Source organism: Actinomycetota bacterium (assembly GCA_030684515.1).
Taxonomy (GTDB): Bacteria; Actinomycetota; Actinomycetes; order S36-B12; family S36-B12; genus UBA11398.
Genome location: JAUXVJ010000016.1, coordinates 134,345 through 156,430, shown reverse-complemented (window position 1 = coordinate 156,430; position 22,086 = coordinate 134,345). Strand labels below are relative to the sequence as shown.

Below are 22,086 nucleotides of genomic sequence, written 5' to 3'. Positions count from 1 at the left end.
CAGCCAATTCGCACTACTGCCCAGCAAGCACCTTGCTGGCGCGCAGCAGTCCAAAGCGCACCGCGTCGTCCAAGGCCTTCCAGGAAGCGGCAATGACGTTCTCGTGAACGCCGACCGTCGTCCAGTCCGCCTCACCGTCTGTGGTCTCGATCAGGACCCTGGTCACTGCATTGGTTCCACTGCCGCCATCCAGGATCCGCACCTTGTAATCGGTCAGTCGCAGGTTTTCCAACTCTGGATAGGCCTGGATGAGCGCTGCGCGCAAGGCATTGTCAAGAGCATTGACAGGCCCATTGCCCTCGGCTGTTGAGATCACGCGATCACCATTGGCATGCACCTTGACCGTAGCCTCGGATGCCACGGTGCCATCGGCGCCCTGCTCGACGATCGTGCGCCATGACTCCACTTCAAAGCCACGCTCACGGCCATCTTCTGCGAGCATCAAGAGCTCGAAGGAGGCATCGGCCGCCTCGAAGGACCAACCCTGCGATTCCAATTCCTTGACTCTGCTCACCACGCGCGTGACGAGATCAGGGTTGGTCGACAGGTCGTAGCCAAGTTCGGTGCCCTTCAACTCAACCGATGCGCGTCCGGCCATTTCAGTGACCAGCACCCGCTGGACATGTCCGACCTGAGCTGGATCGATGTGGTTGTAGAGCTCAGCGTTGATCTTGAGCGCAGAGGCGTGCAAGCCAGCCTTGTGCGCAAAGGAGGAGGAGCCTGCATATGGCTGGTGCATGTCCGGAGCGATGTTGGCGATTTCGGCAATGGCCTTGGAAATGTGGACAGTCTGGCGAAGACTGTTCTCCGGCAGCGCGTCGATTCCCATCTTCAACTGCAGGTTCGCCACTACGGAGAACAAGTCGGCATTGCCGGTGCGCTCCCCATAGCCATTGGCGGTGCACTGCACGTGCGTCGCGCCAGCTGAAACGGCCGTCACCGTATTGGCAACTGCGCACGCCGTGTCGTCCTGGCAATGGATGCCAAGGCGCACACCCGACCTCTTGGCAACATCCGTCACAGTCTCGTAAATTCCTACCGGCAGCATTCCGCCGTTGGTGTCACACATGACACCGACACTGGCACCCGCTTCGGCCGCAGCTACCAGCAGGCGCACTCCGTAGTCGGAGTCATGCTTGTAGCCGTCAAAGAAATGCTCCATATCCAGGAACACCCGGCGTCCCTCACCCACGAGAAATTCCACGGTGTCAACGATCATGCGTTCGTTCTCGTCAAGGTCGGTCCGCAGCGCTTCGACCACGTGTCGAACGTCTGACTTCGCGACCAAGGTGATGACCGGCGCCTGCGAGTCGAGCAGCGCTTGCACCTGACCATCTTCATGAGCCTTCTTGCCGGCCTTGCGCGTAGAACCGAAGGCCACGAGTTGGGCGTGCTTGAGGTCCAGTTCAGTGCGCGCACGCTCAAAGAACTCGGTGTCCTTGGGAAGGGCGCCCGGCCAGCCACCCTCAATGAAGCCGACTCCATACTCGTCGAGCAAGCGCGCCACGGCGATCTTGTCATTCACTGAGTACGAAATGCCCTCACGTTGAGCGCCATCGCGCAGCGTGGTGTCATAGACATGGAAGGCGTCGGAGCGGGTCATGGTGCTTCCTTCAGATTGAGCGAATCGGCTCCATCAACGAAAAAACCCCCCGCAGGGTGCGAGAGGCAGCGCGTTGATGTGTGTCAACGCGCTAGTTAATGATGATGCCGTGGTGCAGCATCCCGCAATCATGCCATAAGCCCCACGATGTGGGAATGCCAATCGGCCAATCAGCAGACGGTGTGCATCCAGCCATGCGTGTCCGGCGCCTGGCCGGTTTGAATATCCAGCAAGGCTGCGCGCAGCTGAGTGGTGATCGGACCCGGCTGACCACCGTTGATGTCGAATGAGAAGTACTTGCGGCTCTTCACCGTGCCCACAGGCGTGATCACTGCAGCGGTACCGCAGGCGAAGACCTCAGAAATCGCACCCGATTCGACTCCTTGACGCCATTCATCCACGCTGATCTGTCCCTCCTCTGAGGTGTAGCCCAGATCGTTGGCAACTGTCAGCAGTGAGTCACGAGTGATACCCGGCAGCAGGGATCCGGTGAGTGAAGGCGTGACCAGGCGCGCATCCGGACCATGTCCGTACACGAAGTACAGATTCATCCCCCCCATCTCTTCAATCCATTTGCGTTCGACAGCATCCAGCCACACCACCTGTTCGCAACCCTCGGCTGCAGCTTCAGCTTGGGCAATCAAGGATGCCGCGTAGTTGCCGGCGCACTTGGCTTCGCCTGTGCCGCCCGGAGCAGCGCGCACGTAATCCTCGGAGATCCACACGCTCACTGGCTTGACACCTTGCGGGAAATAGGCGCCGGCCGGGGAGGCAATCAACAAGTATTGGTAAGCATTTGCAGGTCGCACGCCAAGACCGACTTCGGTCGCGATCATGAACGGGCGCAGATAGAGCGACTGGTCGACTCCCCCCGGAACCCACGCGCGGTCCTGACTCACCAAGGCCTCGACAGAGGAGAGGAACAGTTCGGTAGGAAGCTCAGCCATCGCCAGTCGTCGAGCTGAACGTTGAAAGCGCTCGGCATTGGCGACTGGCCTGAAGGTCTTGATGCTGCCATCAGCATGCTTGTATGCCTTGAGACCTTCAAAGATGGCCTGGCCGTAATGCATGAAGTTCGTTGCTGGATCCAGGCTCAACGGGCCGTAGGGAATGAGCTCTGCGTCATGCCAGCCGGCTTCCACACTCCACCGGACCGAGACCATGTGGTCAGAGAAATATCTGCCGAAACCAGGGTCAGCCAAGATCGCATCTCGCTGCGCGACAGGCAACGGATGCTCGGTCGGCTTCAGCGCAATTGGCCACGTTGCGGTGGCAATCTGCTGGCTGGTGGTGGTCATGCAACTCCTATCAACTGCAAGAGACTAAGGCTACCCATGGGTCCTAGACGGCCTTGGCCGCCGCTCCTGCCGCCAATGCATCGCCGATCTCGGATGTCGATCGCTCAGAGGTTCCGCGCGAGGCGAGATCATCGGACACCGCCGACTCGACCCACACTGCAGCATCGGGGTAGCCCACGTGATCCAGGAGCATCGAAAGCGACAGCACCGTGGCAGTCGGATCTGCTTTGCCTTGACCAGCAATGTCAGGCGCAGAACCATGCACAGGCTCAAACATGCTCGGATTGGTCCGGGTCGGATCGATATTGCCGCTCGCCGCAAGGCCGATTCCGCCAACGATGGCGGCACCGATATCCGTGAGGATGTCACCGAACAGATTGTCAGTCACGACAACATCGAAGCGCTCCGGCTGCGTGAGAAAGAACATGGCGGCCGCATCAACGTGGCAGTAGTCAGTCTCGACATTCGGGTAATCGGCGGCGACATCGTTGAAGGCGCGAGTCCACGTATTGCCGGCGTACACCAGCACATTGGTCTTGTGTACCAGCGTCACCTTGTTGCGACGCTTGATTGCTCGCTCAAAGGCATCACGAATGATGCGGACAGCACCAAAATACGTATTCAGACTTACTTCAGTGGACACCTCATGCGGAGTGCCTTCTCGCAGTGCTCCACCGGCACCTACATAGGGCCCCTCTGTTCCTTCGCGGCACACCACAAAATCGATGTCCTTGGTGGTCTTGCCCGCGAGTGGTCCCACCACGCCCGGGTACAGACGAACCGGACGCAGGTTCACATGGTGATCCATCAAGAAACGCAGGGGCAGCAGGACACCACGCTCCAGGATTCCCGGCTTCACCGATGGATCACCGATAGCACCCAAAAGGATCGCGTCATAGCCACGGAGCTCGGCAACAACGGACTCAGGAAGTAATTCACCTGTGGCGTTGTAGCGGCGAGCACCGAGGTCGTACTCAGTGGTCTGGACGGCGATGCCAGCCGCCGGCGCTACGACCTGCAGCACTTTCACGGCCTCTGCCACAACTTCAGTGCCAATGCCATCGCCAGGGATGAGTGCCAGATTGAGTGTCGTCGACATGAGGCAGAACACTACTGATCTGCGCCCTGCTACAATTTTCAGGCTATGAACCGCGCGCTGCTCCTTCGCCGCCGCGACGAGGCCTGACCAACCGGCCCCTCGTCGCGGGATTCGCGTTTGCCGGTAGGCCATTCGAATCAACTAGGAGCCCGCGATGACATTTCAAGCCAACGACACACAGCAGCCTTCAGGCATGCCCTTCACTCGCTATATCCCCTTCACCCCTCCCTCGCTGCCTGACCGCACCTGGCCACAGGTCCGCATCGACAAAGCACCTCGCTGGTGCGCTGTTGATCTGCGCGACGGCAATCAGGCTCTCATCGATCCGATGACCCCCGACCGCAAATTGCGCATGTTCAAGTTGTTGGTCGCAATGGGTTACAAGGAGATTGAGGTCGGCTTTCCGTCTGCGTCACAGACAGACTTCGACTTCGTGCGTCAGTTGATCGAAGACGAGCTGATACCTGACGACGTGACCATCCAGGTGCTCGTGCAGTCCCGCGAAAGCCTGATCGAGCGGACCTTTGAGTCCATTCGCGGGGCCAAGCAGGCCGTGGTCCACGTGTACAACTCGACTTCAACCTTGCAGCGACGAGTGGTGTTCGGGCTGGACAAGCCCGGGATCATGGACATCGCGGTGCATGGTGCGCAACTGGTCATGAAGTACGCAGAGCAGATCAAGGATGAGACCGAGGTCTACTTCGAGTACTCCCCTGAGTCCTTCACCGGCACAGAATTGGAATTCGCCGTTGACGTCTGCAATGCCGTCACCGATGTTTGGGGTCCAACCCCTGATCGCAAGGTCATCATCAATCTGCCTGCGACCGTTGAGATGACAACGCCGAATCTCTACGCGGACTCAATTGAGTGGATGCATCGCAACCTCAAGCGACGCGATTCGATCATCTTGTCCCTGCACCCGCACAACGACCGCGGAACTGCGGTTGCTGCAGCTGAATTGGGATACATGGCCGGTGCCGATCGCATCGAAGGCTGCCTGTTCGGCAATGGCGAGCGCACTGGCAATGTCTGCCTGGTGACACTGGGTCTGAACTTGTTCAGCCAAGGGATCGACCCACAGATCAACTTCAGCGATATCGATGAGATCCGTCGCACAGTTGAGTACTGCAATCAGATTCCGGTTCACGAACGTCACCCATATGGCGGCGATTTGGTCTACACCGCATTCAGCGGCTCACATCAGGACGCCATCAACAAGGGCCTGCGCACGATGGAAGCTGAAGCAGCAGACTTGGGCATCCCCGTTGGCGAGCACCGCTGGGAGGTCCCCTACCTGCCTATCGACCCCAAGGATGTCGGTCGCACATACGAAGCCGTGATTCGCGTGAACTCGCAGTCGGGCAAAGGCGGTGTTGCATACATTATGCGCACTGAGCACAAGCTGGAATTGCCGCGTCGGCTGCAAATCGAGTTCTCCAAGGTGGTGCAGAACGTCACCGACTCCGAAGGTGGAGAAGTGCAACCTGGCGAGATGTGGGGCTTCTTCTCGGCGGAGTACCTCCCCGATCCCGCAGCCCCGTGGGGTCGATTCGCTTTGAAATCAGTGAAGCAGGAGTCCGCCGTCGACGGTGACACCAGTGTCGAGGTCACCATCACTGACAACGGCGTTGAAGTTCCGCTGAAGGGCACAGGCAATGGACCCATTGCCGCCTTCTGCGATGCCTTGTCCTCACATGGAGTCGAAGTTCGCGTGCTGGACTACGCAGAGCACGCAATGAGTTCAGGGGGCGACGCGAAGGCTGCGGCGTATCTGGAGTGTGCCATTGACAGCAAGGTCATCTGGGGAGTGGGCATTGATCCATCGATCACGAACTCCTCATTGAAAGCGATCATCAGCGCCGTGAACCGCGCGGTCCGCGAGTAGTTGAAGTAGAGCTGTAATGGATGAAGGCCGGAGCATTGCTCCGGCCTTCATCCATTGGAAATCCGAAAGCTCAGGCCAAACTCACAGCGCGGCCGGAGTGCGCACCGATCTCGACCACGATCGTGGCCAGCGCATCTGCGGGAATCGGCTGATCCACAGTAAGCGCGATCAGGGCATGCCCAGTGTCATTGCGTGACACCTGCATATTGGCGATGTTGATGCCGGTCTCGCCGAGCACGCGGCCAACCACGCCTACCACCCCTGGCTTGTCGTGGTAGCGCAGGAAGGCCAGGTAGTCGCTGATCTGCACATCGATGTCATAGCCGTCGAGTTCAACGAGCTTTCCGATGTTTCGGGGACCAGAGGAAGTTCCAGCTACCACAACGTTCGTGCCGTTGGTGAGCGTGAGGCGCACGCGCACCAAGGAGCGGTGATCGCCACTGTCCTCGTCTGTCGTGAGCGCGACTTCAACGCCACGCTGCTCAGCCAGAACCGGCGCATTCACGAAGGAAACGGGATCATGCACGAGGTTCTGGAAGACTCCCTTGAGTGCGCTCAGCTCGAGAACACGCACATCATGCTCGATGACCTCGCCTCGCACCTCGACGTCGACACGCTCAACGGCGTCTTCGGCCAGACTGCAGGCGATGAGGCCGAGCTGCTCGGCAAGCATCACCAAGGGCTTGACGGCATCAGCCATCTGTCCGCCTTGCACATTGACAGCATCAGGAACCAGTTCGCCGGCCAAGGCCAGCCGAACTGAGCGGGCCACTGAGATGCCGGCCTTCTCCTGAGCCTCATCAGTGGAGGCACCAAGGTGCGGCGTCGCAACGACTGACTCAAGAGTGAACAGCGGGGAGTCCGTGCATGGCTCCTTGTTGTACACATCTACACCTGCACCTGCAACGCGACCATCAACAATGGCCTCGTACAAGGCCTGCTCATCAACGATGCCACCGCGAGCGGCATTGATGATGCGCACTGTGGGCTTGACCTTGTGGAGTTCGGCATCGCCGATGAGTCCAACAGTCTCGGGCGTCTTGGGAAGGTGAACCGTGATGAAGTCACTTTCAGCAAGGACGTCATCAAGTGTGGCCATGCGAATGCCAAGCTGTGCGGCCCGAGCTGGCTGGACGTACGGGTCGTAGGCGATCAGCTTCACACCAAATGCACTGAGACGCTGCGCAACGAGCATTCCGATGCGGCCAAGTCCAACCACACCCACCACCTTGTCCGCAAGCTCAACACCGGTGTACTTGGAGCGCTTCCACTCCCCGCGACTGAGAGCAGCGTTGGCAGGAACGATGTTGCGTGCACTTGCAAGCAGCAAAGCCACAGCCAGCTCGGCAGCACTGACGATGTTTGAGGTCGGGGCGTTCACGACCATCACACCTGCTTGAGTCGCTGCCTTCACATCCACGTTGTCCAGACCGACGCCGGCTCGGGCAACGACCTTGAGCTTCTTGGCCACAGCCAGCGCCTCGGCATCGATCATGGTGGCCGAACGCACGAGAATGGCGTCGACGTCGACAATGGCTGCCAGCAGCGCCACTCGGTCAGCACCATCACATTCCACGATCTCAAAATCAGGGCCCAGGGCCTCAACAGTGGCGGGGGAAAGTTCTTCAGCAATGAGTACGCGCGGCTTAGTCACCGGGGGAGTCTAGCGAGGGCCCAAGGCCAACTCGCCGCCCTCAGCGCCCGCTGAGTCGCAATTCACAAACCCAGTGCCGAGGCTCCCGAACTTGTGCCAAGGGCAATCCCAGCAAGCAGCCCAAGGAACATGAATGGGCCAAATGCGATGGCATCGCGCTTGCTGACCCGGTGGGTGGCCAACAGGGTCAACGCCCACATGCCACCCAGAATCCAGCAACTCATCAGACCCAGGAGCGCAGCATCAAAGCTGACCCAGCCCAAGGAGGCCCCCAGCAAAGGCGCCAGTTTCACGTCGCCGAATCCCATCGCCCGCCCAGACGTCATCAACCAGACCGAGCCGATGGCTGCCAGCCAGAGTCCAGCGCCGCCGAGGGACCGCAGTAAAGGCCACTGCCCAGTGAGCAATCCGGTGAGCGCCAGAACGCCAGCAAGCACGGGGTACATGGGAAGCACGATTCGATCGGGCAGCCGATGTTCACGTATGTCGATGACTGACAGCGCGGCACCGGCACACAGCCAAACCACGCACAACGGAGCAAGAGCGAGCACCGGTTGAGTATGCGGCGATTAACCGTCGGGAGCGAAGAGCCACGACTTGCTGTGGACAACTCTGATGGAAATGGCAGAAGGGGTCGACTCCCGAAGGAATCGACCCCATCTGAAGTGCGATGCGCTCAGCGAGCAGCAGTGCCCTCGACGTAGTCGTCACCGCGATTGTCCACCCAGCTCATCAAGCCACGAAGCTCGCGACCGACCGATTCAATCGGGTGCGCCTCACCCTTTGCGCGCAGCTCCTTGAACTCCGGGCCACCTGCGAGTTGGTCGGCCATGAAGCGATTGGCGAAGTTGCCATTTTGGATGTCCGCGAGGACAGCCTTCATGTTCTCCTTCACGTGTGGATCGATCACTCGAGGACCAGAGACGTAGTCGCCGTACTCGGCAGTATCAGAGACGCTCCAACGCTGCTTGGCGATGCCACCTTCGTACATCAAGTCAACAATCAGTTTGAGCTCATGCAGGCACTCGAAGTAGGCAACCTCTGGCTGGTAACCGGCCTCGGTCAAGACCTCGAAGCCGTACATCACCAGTTGGGACGCCCCGCCGCACAACACTGACTGCTCACCGAACAGGTCCGTCTCGGTCTCTTCTGTGAACGTGGTCTTGATTCCACCGGCGCGAAGTGAGCCGATGGCCTTGGCGTAGCTGAGCGCGAGTGCCCAAGCGTTGCCCGTCGCATCCTGCTCGACGGCCACGATTGCGGGGACGCCTCGACCAGCAACGTACTCACGGCGTACGAGGTGACCTGGACCCTTTGGAGCCACCATGGCCACGTCGACAGTGGAAGGAGGCGTGATGAAGCCATAGCGGATGTTGAATCCGTGCGCGAAGAACAGGGCATCACCGGGTTGAAGGTTCGGCTCAATCGCCGTGGCATACAGCGCGGACTGCACTGGGTCTGGAACCAGCACCATGATCAAGTCGGCCTCGGCACATGCGGTAGCGGGATCCACGACGCGCAGACCAGCTTCTTCAGCCTTGGCGCGGCTCTTTGAGCCCTCGGCCAGACCAACGCGAACATCTACGCCTGAGTCACGAAGGGACATTGCGTGGGCGTGACCCTGGCTACCGAAGCCAAGGACTGCGACTACGCGATTCTGGATGATCGACAGATCCGCGTCATCGTCATAAAACAGTTCAGCTGCCACCGGAGGTTCTCCTTATTGAATGGGAATTGCGATGTTGCGCCCGACAGATTACGCCGTGCGTTCGCCTGCCTTGTCTGCAGGCCGAGTGGACCGATCAGAGATGGAGCGCGATCCACGGCCTACTGCAACCATGCCCGACTTCACCAATTCTTTGATGCCAAATGGCTCCATGACCTTCAGGAAGTCAGCAAGCTTCTCCGGATTGCCCGTGATCTCAATGGTCAAGGCCTCTGGCGCGACGTCCACCACCTTGGCCTTGAACAACTGGACCACTTCAATGACCTTGCTGCGCGAATCGATATCGGCTCGAACTTTCACGAGCATGATCTCTCGCGCAACAGCAGCCCCTTGATCCAACTCAACGATCTTGAGCACGTTGACCAACTTGTTGAGTTGCTTGGTCACCTGCTCCAAAGGCAGGCTCTCGACATTGACGACGATGGTCATGCGCGAGACATCGGGGACCTCGGTCGGGCCGACGGCCAGCGACTCAATATTGAATCCACGTCTGGCGAAAAGGCTCGAAACACGTGCGAGCACGCCAGGTTTGTTCTCAACGAGTACTGAGAGCGTGTGTCGAGTCATCAGTCGTCTGACCCCCATTCTGGAGCCATGGATCGGGCGACCATGATCTCGTCGTTACTCATACCGGCGGCGACCATCGGCCACACCATTGCATCCTTGTGCACCACGAAGTCGATCACCACGGGTGCGTCGTTCAAGCTCATCGCCTTCTCGATCGTTGCATCGACCTCATCGGGATTCTCGCAACGAAGGCCATGGCAGCCATAGGCATCGGCAAGCTTGACGAAGTCAGGAAGTCGGTGCGAGTGCAGATCGGTGTTCGAGTAGCGCTCGTTGTAGAACAACGTCTGCCACTGACGAACCATGCCCAGGCTGCTGTTGTTGATCAGCGCAACCTTGATCGGAATCTCATTGATCGTGCATGTGACGAGCTCTTGGTTGGTCATCTGGAAGCAGCCATCGCCGTCAACAGCCCACACAGTTTTGTCTGGAGCTGCAACCTTGGCACCCATTGCTGCTGGCACCGCGAAGCCCATCGTGCCAAGTCCACCCGAGTTGATCCAGGTGCGCGGCTTGTTGTACTTGATGAACTGCGCTGCCCACATCTGATGCTGGCCCACGCCTGCGGTGTAGATCGAGTTCTCGCCGGAGATGATGCCCAGGCGCTCGATTACATACTGCGGAGACAGGCCCTCCTCCGACAAGTCGTAGCCCAAGGGATAGGTCTGGCGCATGTGACTGAGCTGACTCCACCAGCCTTCGTAATCGCCCTGACGACCAGCTGCATGCTCAGCCTCGATAGCAGCGATCAGCTCAGGAATGATCTCGAGCAAATCGCCGACAATCGGCACTTCGGCGAAGCGATTCTTGCCGATCTCAGCCGGGTCAATGTCTGCGTGAATCACTGTGGCGTTTGGAGCAAAGCTGCTGAGCTTGCCAGTGACTCGATCATCGAAACGGGCACCCAAAGTGATGAGCAGATCGGACTTCTGAAGAGCTCCGACAGCAGCAACCGTGCCGTGCATGCCGGGCATACCCAACTGCAGTGCATGATCGTCGGGGAATGCCCCACGTGCCATAAGAGTGGTCACCACTGGAATGCCAGTGAGTTCGGCCAGTCGCAATAGAGCAGCTGATGCATTGGCGCGGATGACTCCCCCACCGACGTACAGCACAGGTTGACGCGCCTCAACCATCAGGCGAGCTGCCTCGCGCACCTGCTTTGCATGCGGGCGAGTCACCGGGTGGTAGCCGGGAAGGTTGATCGTCGGGGGCCAGTCAAATGAGGTCAGGGCCTGCAGGGCGTCCTTTGACACGTCAACGAGCACTGGGCCCGGGCGGCCAGTTGCTGCCAAGTGAAATGCCTCGGCAATGGTTTGGGGAATGTCATCAGGATTGGTCACCAAGAAGTTGTGCTTGGTGATTGGCATCGTGATGCCACGAATATCTGCCTCTTGGAATGCATCGGTGCCGATCGATGCGCTGGCAACCTGTCCGGTAACTGCCACCATGGGTACCGAGTCCATGTGGGCATCCGCAATAGGCGTGACCAGATTTGTGGCCCCCGGACCACTGGTCGCCATGCAGACACCAACACGACCAGAAGCCGCCGCGTACCCCTCAGCGGCGTGGCCGGCGCCCTGCTCATGTCGGACCAGGATGTGGCGGATCTGCCGAGAATCCATGAGTGGGTCATACAGGGGAAGAATCGCCCCACCTGGAATCCCGAAAACGTCGGTTACCCCGGCCGCCTCTAGGGACAGCACCAGGCTCTGCGCTCCCGTGACCTGCTCGCTCATTACTGCCTTCTTCTCTTGGGTCGTATCTGTCCGGTCACACTGCCCACTCAATAAGAAACCCTCCGACCCTTTCGGGAAGCGGAGGGAGCGCGCTGACTGAAGTTCAGCCGGCGCGCCTGATAACTACGAGAGCAGTTGACACAAGCAGCAACTTTACTCCTGCTATGGCACAAATGTCACCACATTTGGTGAGTGACGAGGGCCACGTCGCAAATCGCGCTGTTCCAGGCTCCATTTGGACACTGGAACAACCCACTCCCCCCTACTTGCTTTCCCCAAGCCGCTGGGCCACCACCCACAAGAACGCCTGCGACGCCCCAGCCGGCGTCACATGAGACTCGTATTCGTGCTCCAGAATTGCAAATGAGGGCCCCATGACTGCCGCAAGCTCCTCAATGTCGTACCTGCGCACGGGCAGCCCAGAGCATGTCTGCGGACCGTCATGGGCAAATACTCCGATGACAACATGCCCGCCTGGTGTGAGATGGCCAGACGCGATGTCCCAATAGCGATGTTGGTCGCTCACTTCGGTCAGGAAATGAAATGTGGCCCGGTCGTGCCAGAGCACAAACTGTCGCTTCGGCTGCCACTGCCGAACATCAGCAGCAATCCACTCGATGCCTGAATTTCCCACCCGCGCCTTGGACTCCTCCAGAGCCTGAACGCTGAGATCCACCACTGTGAGATCTGCGAAACCAAGCTCACAGAGCCGATCCACGAGCAATGAAGCCCCGCCACCAACGTCAACGATGGGATCAGTGAGCAGCAAGTCCAAGGAGCCAATGAGGCGGATCGACATCAGCGGCTCTGCCTGAAACCAAGACACGTCGGTCGAGCCAATCTTGCGATAGCGCTCGTCCCAATGCTCGCTCAGCCCTCGTGCTTTGCTCACTCCTGAACTGTGGCATACGAATTCGGAGCCTTCCAAATGTCAAGCAAAAAGATCCACTCCTGCGCTATTGGCTGGCCGCCTGATCACGAGTCTGCACGACGGGCAGTTGCCGTACCGCCTGTGAGATGCCCGCACTGGCTGACTTCAGCGCCGCACTTGAGCAGGGACTGTCAACCGAGGGGCAGGCCTGAATCTTGGCGGCCAACTTGGCAACTTGGTCAGCAAGTGCGGCGAAGGCAGTTGCATAGGACTGATAAAGGACGAGATCAATCCCCTCAACTTCGGTGGCCTCGCCTTCTTTCCTGGGATAGCCAGCAACATCGGACGACAGATTGCTGCTTGCCTCGGCAAAGGCCGGGCTCGAAGCGATGACGACATCGGGAGTGAGGGCCGTCAGACTTTCGTTGGAGAACTGCTGGACCAAACTGGTGCTGCTCTGATACGAGAGCTGAACCTTCACGGCGTTGAACGTCTTGACTGAGAACCCAAGACCGATGAGCAGGCTGAGAAGGAAGCCAACTCCGCACAGAAACAGCATCCGCCCTGGCTCGCGCTTGTAAGGCGCACGCAGTTCCGCAGTCCATGCTGTGCCGTCCCAGTACCGCTGACTGCCCTTGCGAATCGGGTCCTCATAGAAGCCAGGTTCCAGGCGAATAGGCGCGGCCTTGAGCTTTCCGCGACGCATCGACCTTCGAATGAACACCGGCATCAAGGAGCCGAGGCCGAATTTCAGGATCGTGAGAATAAGAAGCAGGAGATAGCCGCTGATTGCTCGACCGGCGATATCAAAGTCGAAATCAGCCCTGAATGTGATCAGGATGGCCACGATGACGTCTGGAGTCGCGAGCATGAGCCCGACGATGAACCAGACGTCAAACCAGATCGGACGGTCGTACAGGCGGATTGGGTCCTGCGCCGTCCCCGATGCTTTAGCCCGGTTCTTCTCGAGCTTTGCCTTCGTCTTGGCCTTCACTGAACCTCACTCTAGCGTGTTGGGCAATGATCCGCGGGTCAGCGGCGCTGAGCATCGTGCCAGTTATGACTGCCATGCGAGGGCGTGATTCAGTAAATTTCGCGGTTCTACTTACGCGCCGCCGGAGAATGGCTCCAGGTTTCGAAGCCGCCGTCGAGGTTCATCGACGCAACACCACACTCACGCAGCAGATTGGCCGCAGTGTGGCCGCGCTGCCCAACCTTGCAGTAGACGATGACATTCTGCTTTGGCAGCTGCTGACATCTGTCGCGAAGGTCATCGACGGGGATGTTGATCGCCTCTGGGATATGTCCCTGCCGAAATTCTTCAGGAGTGCGCACATCCACCAGCACTGCCCCATGTTGCATCTGCGAGGCCAGTTCGTTCCATTGCACGGTCTGCGTCAAGCCACTGAGCACGTTGTCGGCCATGTAGCCAAGCATGTTCACGGGATCCTTGGCCGACCCAAAGGGTGGCGCATATGCAAGCTCAAGATCGGCAAGCTCCGGTGCAGTGATGCCCGCGCGCATTGCCGTGGCCAGCACATCGATGCGCTTGTCGACGCCCTGGCGTCCCACGCCTTGCGCGCCGAGTATTTGGCCAGTCACTGGATCCACGACCATCTTCAGCATCATTGATTCCGAACCGGGGTAATAGCCAGCATGCGAACCCGGATGCGAGTGCAGCACGACGCAAGCCCGACCTTGGGCGCGCAGGCGCTTCTCACTCCAACCCGTCGTTGCCACCGCCAAGTCGAAGACCTTCACGATTGCGGTGCCGATCGTGGGAACTTCGCGAACCGGACGACCCATGATGTGGTCGGCCACCATCCGTCCCTGTCGATTGGCAATGTTGGCAAGTGGCACGAGCACAGCCTCCCCATCCAGGGCATCGGTCTTCTCGACTGCGTCACCAACGGCATAAATCGACGGATCACTTGTGCGGTTGAAGGCGTCGACGACTATGCCGCCCCGTGGCCCGACCTCCAGACCCGCGGCACTGGCCAAGGCTGTGTCGGGACGAACACCGATTGCCAGAATCACCAGATCGGCATCAATCCGCGATTCGTCAGCAAGGACGACTCCCTGCTCATCAATAGCTGACAGCCCTGATCCAAGCCGCACGGAAATCCCATGTGCGCTCAACTCGTCGGCAACTGGCTTTGCCATTTCGGGGTCGAGCGGTGCAAGCACCTGGTCCATTGCCTCGACAAGGGTGGTCGAGATTCCACGGTGCACGAGATTCTCGGCAGTCTCCACGCCGATGAACCCGCCTCCGATCACCACAGCGTGGCGCGGGCTGCTGGAGACGGCCTGGGAAAGCCGGGTGACGTCTTCAATCGTGCGCAGGGTCAGTGCCCGTTCGATACCGGGCAGATTTGGCACGATTGCCTGCGCCCCCGGGCTCATGATCAAGTAGTCGTAGGGCAGTTCGTAGATGCTTGCATCGGCGAGATTTCGCACAGTCACTGTCTTTGCAGTGCGATCGATGTCCGCCACTTCAGTGAGCACTCGAACATCGAGTCGGAATCGAGCATGCAGACTCTCTGGCGTCTGCAGAAGCAGGTCGCCTCGATTGGCGATCACTCCACCCATGAAGTAGGGCAGACCGCAGTTTGCATAGGAGACATATCCGCTTCGTTCCACAACGATGATCGATGCGCTCGGATCCAGCCTGCGAAGACGCGTCGCCGCGGACATTCCACCGGCAACGCCACCAATGATCACTACCTGCTTCATCTCAGCCTCCAAACAGACGTGACAGGAATCCGCCCTGCTTCTTGGCTGCATTCTTCTCTGCTGCTGTGCACGTGCATCGTTGCGCCTTTGGTACTCCTCGCATCACCTGATCAACATGCTGGCCGCAGCCAGCCCATGAGGTCTTACCGCAGTTCTGGCAGCTTGCTTGTCGGCACATGAAGATCCATTTCGGTCGTGGGAGCATTGATTCTAGTGCCAAGAGCATACCCCCCGGGGTATGCTCTTGGCAACTCAATCATCGAGGGCCAAGACAGGGGCAGGACCTATGAGTCAGCACGCAGAAGGTTCCTGGGATGCTCGTTATGCCAAGGATGGCTATCTGTTTGGGACCGACCCCAATGCCTTTCTCGTACGCCAGGCTCACCACATCCCACGCTCTGGCCTGGTGTTGGCCGTCGCAGACGGCGAGGGCCGCAATGGTGTGTGGCTGGCCCAGCAGGGATATGGCGTGCATGCAATCGAAGCATCGATGGTGGCGATTGAGAAGGCCACATCACTGGCCGTCTCGCGGGGCGTAGCCGTCGTAGAGGACTTCACATCGATTCAACCGGGCTGCATCTATTTCGAGCAAGTAGATGTGCTGAATTGGACTTGGCCTTTCGAGCAGTACGACGCCGTTGTCGCGATCTTCATTCAGTTCGCAACTCCAACGCAGCGCCGCAAACTATTTGGAGAATTGAGTGCAGCAATAAAGCGAAATGGAGTCCTGCTCATGGAGGGCTACCACCAGCGCCAACTTGGCTTTGGAACGGGAGGTCCTTCCGTCCTGGAACAGTTGTACGACGCAGAGCTGCTGCGCGAATCCTTCGCCGATCTGGATCTGATCTTGCTGCTCGACTACGACCAGGAGATTGACGAGGGGCAGGGCCATAGGGGCAGGTCGGCATTGACCGATCTCGTGGCGCGAAAATCGCTATGACTGGATGCTGGATAGTGCAGATGAGAGCTTCTCTGCGACTTCAGCCGCGATCGACTGCATATCCGGATTCGCTGCAAGCTCGCTCATGATCGCTGGATCGATGAAGTCGACCGTAGTTCCGTCCGGAATCGATCGAATCACCACATTGCACGGAAGCAGCAGGCCGACTTCGGGCTCGACTTGGAGAGCTCGGAAGGCGATGGCTGGATTGCAGGCGCCCAGGATCAGATAGCGATCAATTTCTGCACCGACCTTGGCCTTCAAGGTGGCCTGCATGTCAATCTCTGTGATCACACCGAAGCCCTGATCGGCAAGAGCAACGCCGACCTGGCTCCTGACCAGATCAAAATCCCGATCGAAAGTCCGACTCATTGAGTACGACATCGCGCATTCCTCACTGTTGAGAATCTGGATATTCACACGCCATGCGGGCAAGTGAAAGTCTTTCGTTCTGTCGGCAGACTCGAACTCCCCCAGTATACCCACAGGGGTATGCTGAAGACGTTCAGTCAGTCACACCTGACTCGCCCCTTCGAGAGGAACCCACCATGCGCACCAACGAGAGCACCGTCGATCGCGTCATCCGCGTCGCACTGGCCACAGTTGCGGTCGTGGTGGCGCTGCTTGTCGGCGCTGGCACCGCGCTTGGCATCATCTTGTTCGTCGTTGCGGCGATCCTGCTCATCACTGCTGCTGTTGGCTTCTGCCCCCTCTACCGAATTCTTGGTTTGCGGACCAACAGGTCCACATGACCAAAGGCGTCTGACGGATAGCAAGGTTCGATTGCAAATGCGACGGCCAGCACGACGTGCTTCCGGTGCCGGTCCGTGGCATTGCGCATCATGAGTCTTATGCGAGCCAGCGCAAGTGTTCACGATCTCCCAACAATGCCAGCCGCCTCCACAGTGCGCTACCGGGCACAGCCTGACTGGGGTGGCATTGCACAGCCTTCAGTTGAGTTCCACGATCCACGTCAATGACGACATCCACCTCTTGCACCTGGTGCCCTTTGAACGGCACCTTGAATTCTTCGGCAAGCGTCGCGGCCACATCTGCTGGCAAAGTCCAAGCAAGGACGCCCAAGCCCTGCTCTTGCGCTGCCTGCAAAGCAGCCTGGGTTGCAGCTTGGTGATCCGGATGCGACGTGACACCTGAGGGGTCGAACACCAGGAGCCCATCGACAGCAAAATCGCGCACCGCGGTCAAGATATCGGCTCGCAGCCTCGCCTGATTCGCACTTGCAAGGTCCCCGTCTGCGTAGGACAGGAGCCGCACGTTCGTCAGACCAAGTTCAATTCCAGCAGAACGCAGTTCAGCCTCTCGCACCTGCGCCAGTTCGCCTTCGACTCCGTGAAGAGTCGATGCCTCTCCGTGGGTAAAGCACAGAACCGAGGTACTGCCTCCCGCATTGACAAAGCTCGATAGCACCGCGCCAAGGCCGAAGGATTCATCATCCGGATGAGCCACCACCGCCAGTACCGACTTCCATGGCGGCAAGCTGCGTGAATTCGGATCCATGTGCATCTCCTTCAGTTCGACTTGCTAAGTGTATACCCCCGGGGGTATAGTTTTCCTACCGTCTCTTATTGGAGGTTTCATGTGTAGTCCCGCTGTCTGCAGAAGCTGCGGCAAGACCACCTACTCGGGATGCGGTATGCATGTCGACCAGGTGATGGCAACCGTTCCACCAGAGAATCGGTGCACGTGCAGATGAGCACCGTGACGATGACCATCGACAACTTCGAGACTTCAATTGCGAACTCCGAAATCGTGCTCGTAGATTTCTGGGCATCCTGGTGCGGCCCCTGCCGGAAGTTCGCACCGATCTTCGAGCGAGCCGCCCAGACTCATCCGGACATCACCTTCGGCAAGATCGACACTGAATCCGAACAGGTGCTTGCCGCTTCGGCACACATCACATCCATCCCCACGCTGATGGCCTTCCGGGACGGGATTCTCGTGTACCGGGAGGCAGGAGCACTTCCGGCTCAAGAACTTGAGCGATTGATCAGTTCAATCCGCGCGCTTGACATGGAAGACATTCGCAGCCAGTTGGCTGCGGCGCCAAAGCCTGCCTGATCTCGAACCCACGTCCGGCTCGACTTCAGTGCTCACGTCAGGAGATTCCTATGACTCGCACCGTCATTCTTGGGGCCGGCATTGCCGGGCACACTGCTGCCCTGCACCTTCGTCGGCAGCTGGGCAAGGAGCACGAGGTCATTGTCGTGTCTCCCAATTCACAGTGGAACTGGATTCCGTCGAACATCTGGGTGGGCGTCGGACAGATGTCTGTCAAGCAGGTGACCTTCCCACTTGCGCCTGTTTACGAACGCAAGGGCATTGATTTTCATCAGGCATTCGCGATCGAATTGCATGGCGAAGGCGACGCTGCGCACATGCGTCCCTATGTGACCGTGCGGTATACCGACTCTGCCCGCGAAGGACAGACAGGCGAGCTCGAATACGACTTCCTCATCAACGCGACTGGTCCCAAGCTCAACTTCGCCGCAACACCGGGACTCGGGCCAGATCAGCACACCTGGTCGGTGTGCACTGCAGACCACGCGAGCAAGACCGCCAAGGAGTTCACCCAGGTAGTGCATCGCCTCAAGTCAGGCCAACGCCAGACTCTGCTCATCGGAATGGGGCACGGCACGTGTACCTGCCAAGGGGCAGCTTTCGAATACACATTCAACGTTGAACGCGAGTTAGTGAAGGAGGGCGTCCGCGACTTAGCCGAGGTCATCTACATCACCAACGAGGAACACCTTGGTGACTTCGGCATGGATGGCATGAACTTCGGGCACAAGGGAGACGTGATCTCAAGTCAGTCCTTCACCGAGTCCATCTTCAGGGAACGCGGCGTGAAGGCAATCATGTCGGCGCATATTGATTACATTGAAGCTGGCCTTGCGCATTACGAACTCGTGGATGGCACAAAGGGTGCCCAGTCGTTCGACTTTGCCATGCTATTGCCGCCATTTCGGGGCGCCGATATGAAGGCCTTCGATCGCCAAGGCCGCGACATCACGTCTGAGATCTTTGCTCCCAGTGGATTCATGAAGGTCGATGCGGACTACTCCCCCAAGCCCTACGAGGAGTGGCTGCCTGGCGACTGGCCAAGCACCTACCAATCAGTGCAATACGACAATGTCTGGGCGGCCGGAATCGCTTTCGCACCACCGCACCAGATGTCGCGACCACGAAGCAGTCCAAATGGGACAGTGATCGCGCCGGCTCCACCACGCACCGGAATGCCCTCGGGAACCATTGGGAAAGCCGTTGCGATGAGCATTGCTGAGCGCATCAAGCATGGCGAGCGGGCGAAGGTTCACACGGCTTCGATGGCGCAGATGGGCGCAGCCTGCATTGCATCGGCAGGCAAGGGCTGGCGAACCGGCACGGCCGCTGCGATGACAGTGTTCCCGATCATTCCCGACAAGCAGAAGTACGGAAGCCTGGGGCGAGATACCCAGCAGACCTATGGAGAAATCGGGCTCAGCGCACACTGGATGAAGGTGATGCTGCACTACCTGTTCATCTACAAGGCAAAGGCACGACCGTTCTGGTACCTCATTCCCGAATAGTGATTGGAGACCGATGAACACCATCGTCCAGTTCTCAGATGCAGGCGTGCCTTCGGCGAGGGAAGTCCGGGCACGAGGCAATCTGGTGCTCCAACTGTGGAGATTCGCTCGTCTCAATCTGAAGATGCTGAGGATGATCACCCGTGGACACCACTGAACGCCGCATCTTTGGCGATTCACTTGCCGCAGTGACGCCATACGTTTCTAATACCCCTACGGGTATGGCTTTATAGTGATGCCATGGAAATCGACAACGAATTGCGGAAAGACGTGATGAATCGCCTCAAGCGCGCACGCGGACAGATCGACGGAGTCATCAACATGATGGAGGAGGGCCGCTCCTGCTCCGACGTCGTGACACAGATCGCTGCCGTCTCAAAGGCACTCGAGCGAGTCGGATTCAAGATCATCGCGACCGAGCTCAAGCAGTGCATTGAAGCGGGTGGCGACGTTCAGAAGGCTCAGGCCGACCTGGAGAAGCTCTTCTTGTCGCTGGCCTGAGCTAGCCCAGCAGGCTCACATCGCGAACAGCGCCGGTATCAGCTGACGTCACCATCGCGGCATACACCTGCAGGGCCGGTGAGACCACACGATCCCTGCCGATGGGCTTGAAGGCCTGCTTACCCTTGGCCTCCATTGCCGCGCGCCGCGTGGCAAGCTCCTCATCGTCAATATCGACATTGATCGTGCGGTTGGGAATATCGATGACGATCCGATCGCCTTCTTCGATCAGGGCAATCGCCCCGCCTGAAGCCGCTTCTGGCGAGACATGGCCGATGGACAGTCCCGAAGTGCCGCCGGAGAATCGACCATCAGTGATCAGTGCACACTGCTTGCCCAAGCCTCTGGACTTCAAGAAGGAGGTCGGGTACAGCATTTCCTGCATGCCTGGCCCGCCTCGAGGCCCTTCGTAGCGAATGACCACGGCATCGCCAGCGACGATCTGCTTGTTCAGGATCGCCTCGACTGCATCGTCCTGACTGTGGAAGATTCGGGCAGGACCAGCGAAGGTCAGCAATTCCTCATCGACACCCGCAGTCTTCACGATGCAGCCATCAGGCGCGATGTTGCCATGCAACACTGCGAGCCCGCCGTCTTGGGAAAATGCATGCTCACGATCGCGAATGACACCCTCGGAGCGATCCAGATCCAGGGAGTCATAGCGACGGTCCTGGGAGAAGGCAGTCTGAGTCGGAATGCCGCCTGGTGCAGCGCGGTAGAACTCAAGTACCGATTCATCCTTCGTCTGCGCGATATCCCACTTTGCCAGAGCCATCGCCATCGTTGGCTCATGCACTGTCGGCAATTCGGTATGCAATACGCCTGCGCGATCCAGCTCACCCAAGATCGCCATCACTCCACCCGCGCGGTGCACGTCTTCCATGTGCACGAGCTGCGAAGCCGGGGCGATCTTTGAAAGGTTTGGCACCTTGTGTGACATTCGATCGATGTCCTTCATCGTGAATGGCACACCTGCTTCACTCGCTGCAGCAAGCAGATGCAGCACTGTGTTCGTTGATCCCCCCATGGCGATGTCGAGCGCAATGGCATTCTCAAACGCTTTGAAGTTGGCAATGGACCTCGGCAGCAGCGTCTCATCATCTTCTTCGTAGTAGCGCTTGGTGATCTCGACGATCAAGCGACCGGCACGCAAGAAGAGTTCTTTTCGATCTGCGTGGGTAGCCAGCACCGAGCCATTACCCGGAAGAGAGAGGCCGAGCGCTTCGGTCAGGCAGTTCATCGAGTTAGCGGTGAACATGCCCGAGCAGGAGCCGCAGGTTGGGCACGCCGAGCGCTCCATTGCCTCGACTTCCTCATCCGAATTCTTCTCATCGCCCGCCTCGACCATTGCATCGATCAGGTCGACCTTGCGAGTGATCCCGTGCCAGGTGACCTTGCCGGCTTCCATCGGTCCGCCCGAGACAAAGACCACAGGCACGTTCAGGCGCATCGCAGCAATCAGCATTCCGGGAGTGATCTTGTCGCAGTTGGAGATGCACACCATGGCGTCAGCAGTGTGAGCATTGACCATGTATTCGACTGAGTCGGCAATGAGATCGCGACTCGGGAGCGAATACAGCATTCCCGCGTGACCCATCGCGATGCCATCGTCGATGGCAATCGTGTTGAATTCCTTGGCGATTCCGCCAGCAGCCTCGATCTCGCGAGCAACGAGCTGACCGAGGTCCTTCAGGTGCACATGTCCGGGCACGAACTGCGTGAAGGAGTTGACCACAGCGATGATCGGCTTGCCGAAATCTCCATCTTTCATGCCTGTGGCGCGCCAGAGCGCGCGGGCACCGGCCATATTGCGGCCGTGGGTGGACGTTCGAGAGCGATACATCGGCATGGCAGACCTCACAGAACAGTAGGGCTAACGGATC

20 protein-coding genes are annotated in these 22,086 nt (G+C 58.8%); 6 read left to right on the top strand and 14 right to left on the bottom strand.

Annotated features, from left to right (window positions below; genetic code table 11):
• Nucleotides 1–13 precede the first annotated feature (13 nt).
• From cimA to Q8M73_07225, 3 genes are all read right to left on the bottom strand, one after another.
• Nucleotides 14–1,603, bottom strand: a complete 1,590-nt coding sequence (gene cimA, locus Q8M73_07235) for a citramalate synthase (GenBank protein ID MDP2288345.1) — start codon at nucleotides 1,601–1,603, stop codon at nucleotides 14–16.
• A gap of 170 nt (nucleotides 1,604–1,773) precedes the next feature.
• Nucleotides 1,774–2,901 (bottom strand): branched-chain amino acid aminotransferase, encoded by a 1,128-nt coding sequence (locus Q8M73_07230; GenBank protein ID MDP2288344.1) that lies wholly within the window; start codon nucleotides 2,899–2,901, stop codon nucleotides 1,774–1,776.
• Between the two features lie 43 nt (nucleotides 2,902–2,944).
• A complete protein-coding gene (locus Q8M73_07225) occupies nucleotides 2,945–4,000 on the bottom strand; it encodes a 3-isopropylmalate dehydrogenase (protein ID MDP2288343.1) in 1,056 nt (351 codons plus the stop codon).
• A 154-nt stretch (nucleotides 4,001–4,154) separates the two neighbouring features.
• Here Q8M73_07225 and leuA point away from each other — a divergent pair, with 154 nt between their 5' ends.
• On the top strand, nucleotides 4,155–5,885 hold the full coding sequence (leuA, locus tag Q8M73_07220) for a 2-isopropylmalate synthase (GenBank protein MDP2288342.1): 1,731 nt from the start codon (nucleotides 4,155–4,157) through the stop codon (nucleotides 5,883–5,885).
• Between the two features lie 70 nt (nucleotides 5,886–5,955).
• Here leuA and serA read toward each other — a convergent pair whose 3' ends face one another.
• The 8 genes from serA to Q8M73_07180 form a co-directional block, all read right to left on the bottom strand.
• Nucleotides 5,956–7,539 carry a phosphoglycerate dehydrogenase gene (gene serA, locus Q8M73_07215; protein MDP2288341.1) on the bottom strand — a complete coding sequence of 528 codons (1,584 nt, stop codon included), beginning with the start codon at nucleotides 7,537–7,539 and terminating at the stop codon, nucleotides 5,956–5,958.
• 62 nt (nucleotides 7,540–7,601) lie between these two features.
• On the bottom strand, nucleotides 7,602–8,090 hold the full coding sequence (locus Q8M73_07210; GenBank protein MDP2288340.1) for an A24 family peptidase: 489 nt from the start codon (nucleotides 8,088–8,090) through the stop codon (nucleotides 7,602–7,604).
• 125 nt (nucleotides 8,091–8,215) lie between these two features.
• A complete protein-coding gene (gene ilvC / locus Q8M73_07205; GenBank protein ID MDP2288339.1) occupies nucleotides 8,216–9,247 on the bottom strand; it encodes a ketol-acid reductoisomerase in 1,032 nt (343 codons plus the stop codon).
• 48 nt (nucleotides 9,248–9,295) lie between these two features.
• Complete coding sequence (gene ilvN, locus Q8M73_07200) at nucleotides 9,296–9,832, bottom strand: acetolactate synthase small subunit (protein MDP2288338.1); 537 nt, start codon at nucleotides 9,830–9,832, stop codon at nucleotides 9,296–9,298.
• A complete protein-coding gene (locus tag Q8M73_07195; protein MDP2288337.1) occupies nucleotides 9,832–11,571 on the bottom strand; it encodes an acetolactate synthase large subunit in 1,740 nt (579 codons plus the stop codon). Before Q8M73_07195 ends, ilvN begins: the two co-directional genes overlap by 1 nt.
• A gap of 262 nt (nucleotides 11,572–11,833) precedes the next feature.
• Complete coding sequence (locus Q8M73_07190) at nucleotides 11,834–12,463, bottom strand: class I SAM-dependent methyltransferase (protein ID MDP2288336.1); 630 nt, start codon at nucleotides 12,461–12,463, stop codon at nucleotides 11,834–11,836.
• Nucleotides 12,464–12,527: 64 nt separating this feature from the next.
• Entirely contained in the window at nucleotides 12,528–13,436 is a 909-nt protein-coding gene (locus Q8M73_07185; protein ID MDP2288335.1) for a DUF2510 domain-containing protein, read from the bottom strand.
• Between the two features lie 107 nt (nucleotides 13,437–13,543).
• Nucleotides 13,544–15,175, bottom strand: coding sequence for an FAD-dependent oxidoreductase (locus Q8M73_07180; GenBank protein ID MDP2288334.1), 1,632 nt, complete (start codon nucleotides 15,173–15,175; stop codon nucleotides 13,544–13,546).
• A gap of 286 nt (nucleotides 15,176–15,461) precedes the next feature.
• On the opposite strand from Q8M73_07180, the gene Q8M73_07175 reads away from it, so the two are divergent.
• A complete protein-coding gene (locus Q8M73_07175) occupies nucleotides 15,462–16,115 on the top strand; it encodes a class I SAM-dependent methyltransferase (protein MDP2288333.1) in 654 nt (217 codons plus the stop codon).
• Here the strand turns inward: Q8M73_07175 and Q8M73_07170 are convergent.
• Entirely contained in the window at nucleotides 16,110–16,499 is a 390-nt protein-coding gene (locus tag Q8M73_07170) for a DUF302 domain-containing protein (GenBank protein ID MDP2288332.1), read from the bottom strand. The two genes, Q8M73_07175 and Q8M73_07170, sit on opposite strands and share 6 nt — an antisense overlap.
• A 164-nt stretch (nucleotides 16,500–16,663) precedes the next feature.
• On the opposite strand from Q8M73_07170, the gene Q8M73_07165 reads away from it, so the two are divergent.
• Nucleotides 16,664–16,867: a DUF2892 domain-containing protein gene (locus Q8M73_07165; protein MDP2288331.1), complete on the top strand. Its 204-nt coding sequence runs from the start codon at nucleotides 16,664–16,666 to the stop codon at nucleotides 16,865–16,867.
• A gap of 97 nt (nucleotides 16,868–16,964) precedes the next feature.
• On the opposite strand, the gene Q8M73_07160 is transcribed toward Q8M73_07165, so the two are convergent.
• Nucleotides 16,965–17,633, bottom strand: coding sequence for a PIG-L deacetylase family protein (locus tag Q8M73_07160; protein MDP2288330.1), 669 nt, complete (start codon nucleotides 17,631–17,633; stop codon nucleotides 16,965–16,967).
• Between the two features lie 192 nt (nucleotides 17,634–17,825).
• Here Q8M73_07160 and trxA point away from each other — a divergent pair, with 192 nt between their 5' ends.
• From trxA to Q8M73_07145, 3 genes are all read left to right on the top strand, one after another.
• Nucleotides 17,826–18,194: a thioredoxin gene (gene trxA / locus Q8M73_07155; protein ID MDP2288329.1), complete on the top strand. Its 369-nt coding sequence runs from the start codon at nucleotides 17,826–17,828 to the stop codon at nucleotides 18,192–18,194.
• A 50-nt stretch (nucleotides 18,195–18,244) separates the two neighbouring features.
• The gene (locus tag Q8M73_07150; protein MDP2288328.1) at nucleotides 18,245–19,702 is read left to right on the top strand and encodes an FAD-dependent oxidoreductase; all 1,458 of its coding nucleotides are present in this window, start codon (nucleotides 18,245–18,247) and stop codon (nucleotides 19,700–19,702) included.
• A 240-nt stretch (nucleotides 19,703–19,942) separates the two neighbouring features.
• A complete protein-coding gene (locus tag Q8M73_07145; GenBank protein MDP2288327.1) occupies nucleotides 19,943–20,203 on the top strand; it encodes a metal-sensitive transcriptional regulator in 261 nt (86 codons plus the stop codon).
• Nucleotide 20,204: 1 nt separating this feature from the next.
• Here Q8M73_07145 and ilvD read toward each other — a convergent pair whose 3' ends face one another.
• Nucleotides 20,205–22,052 carry a dihydroxy-acid dehydratase gene (gene ilvD / locus Q8M73_07140; protein MDP2288326.1) on the bottom strand — a complete coding sequence of 616 codons (1,848 nt, stop codon included), beginning with the start codon at nucleotides 22,050–22,052 and terminating at the stop codon, nucleotides 20,205–20,207.
• Nucleotides 22,053–22,086 lie beyond the last annotated feature (34 nt).

Excerpts from the sequence above, each read along its gene's own strand:
- Q8M73_07195 (MDP2288337.1), bottom strand. The coding sequence starts at position 11,571 with ATGAGCGAGCAGGTCACGGGAGCGCAGAGCCTGGTGCTGTCCCTAGAG.
- Q8M73_07160 (MDP2288330.1), bottom strand. The coding sequence starts at position 17,633 with ATGGATCCGAATTCACGCAGCTTGCCGCCATGGAAGTCGGTACTGGCG.
- Q8M73_07165 (MDP2288331.1), top strand. The coding sequence starts at position 16,664 with ATGCGCACCAACGAGAGCACCGTCGATCGCGTCATCCGCGTCGCACTG.
- cimA (MDP2288345.1), bottom strand. The coding sequence starts at position 1,603 with ATGACCCGCTCCGACGCCTTCCATGTCTATGACACCACGCTGCGCGAT.
- Q8M73_07225 (MDP2288343.1), bottom strand. The coding sequence starts at position 4,000 with ATGTCGACGACACTCAATCTGGCACTCATCCCTGGCGATGGCATTGGC.
- Q8M73_07150 (MDP2288328.1), top strand. The coding sequence starts at position 18,245 with ATGACTCGCACCGTCATTCTTGGGGCCGGCATTGCCGGGCACACTGCT.
- leuA (MDP2288342.1), top strand. The coding sequence starts at position 4,155 with ATGACATTTCAAGCCAACGACACACAGCAGCCTTCAGGCATGCCCTTC.
- Q8M73_07170 (MDP2288332.1), bottom strand. The coding sequence starts at position 16,499 with ATGTCGTACTCAATGAGTCGGACTTTCGATCGGGATTTTGATCTGGTC.
- trxA (MDP2288329.1), top strand. The coding sequence starts at position 17,826 with ATGAGCACCGTGACGATGACCATCGACAACTTCGAGACTTCAATTGCG.
- Q8M73_07180 (MDP2288334.1), bottom strand. The coding sequence starts at position 15,175 with ATGAAGCAGGTAGTGATCATTGGTGGCGTTGCCGGTGGAATGTCCGCG.
- ilvN (MDP2288338.1), bottom strand. The coding sequence starts at position 9,832 with ATGACTCGACACACGCTCTCAGTACTCGTTGAGAACAAACCTGGCGTG.
- Q8M73_07175 (MDP2288333.1), top strand. The coding sequence starts at position 15,462 with ATGAGTCAGCACGCAGAAGGTTCCTGGGATGCTCGTTATGCCAAGGAT.
- ilvD (MDP2288326.1), bottom strand. The coding sequence starts at position 22,052 with ATGCCGATGTATCGCTCTCGAACGTCCACCCACGGCCGCAATATGGCC.
- Q8M73_07145 (MDP2288327.1), top strand. The coding sequence starts at position 19,943 with ATGGAAATCGACAACGAATTGCGGAAAGACGTGATGAATCGCCTCAAG.
- Q8M73_07230 (MDP2288344.1), bottom strand. The coding sequence starts at position 2,901 with ATGACCACCACCAGCCAGCAGATTGCCACCGCAACGTGGCCAATTGCG.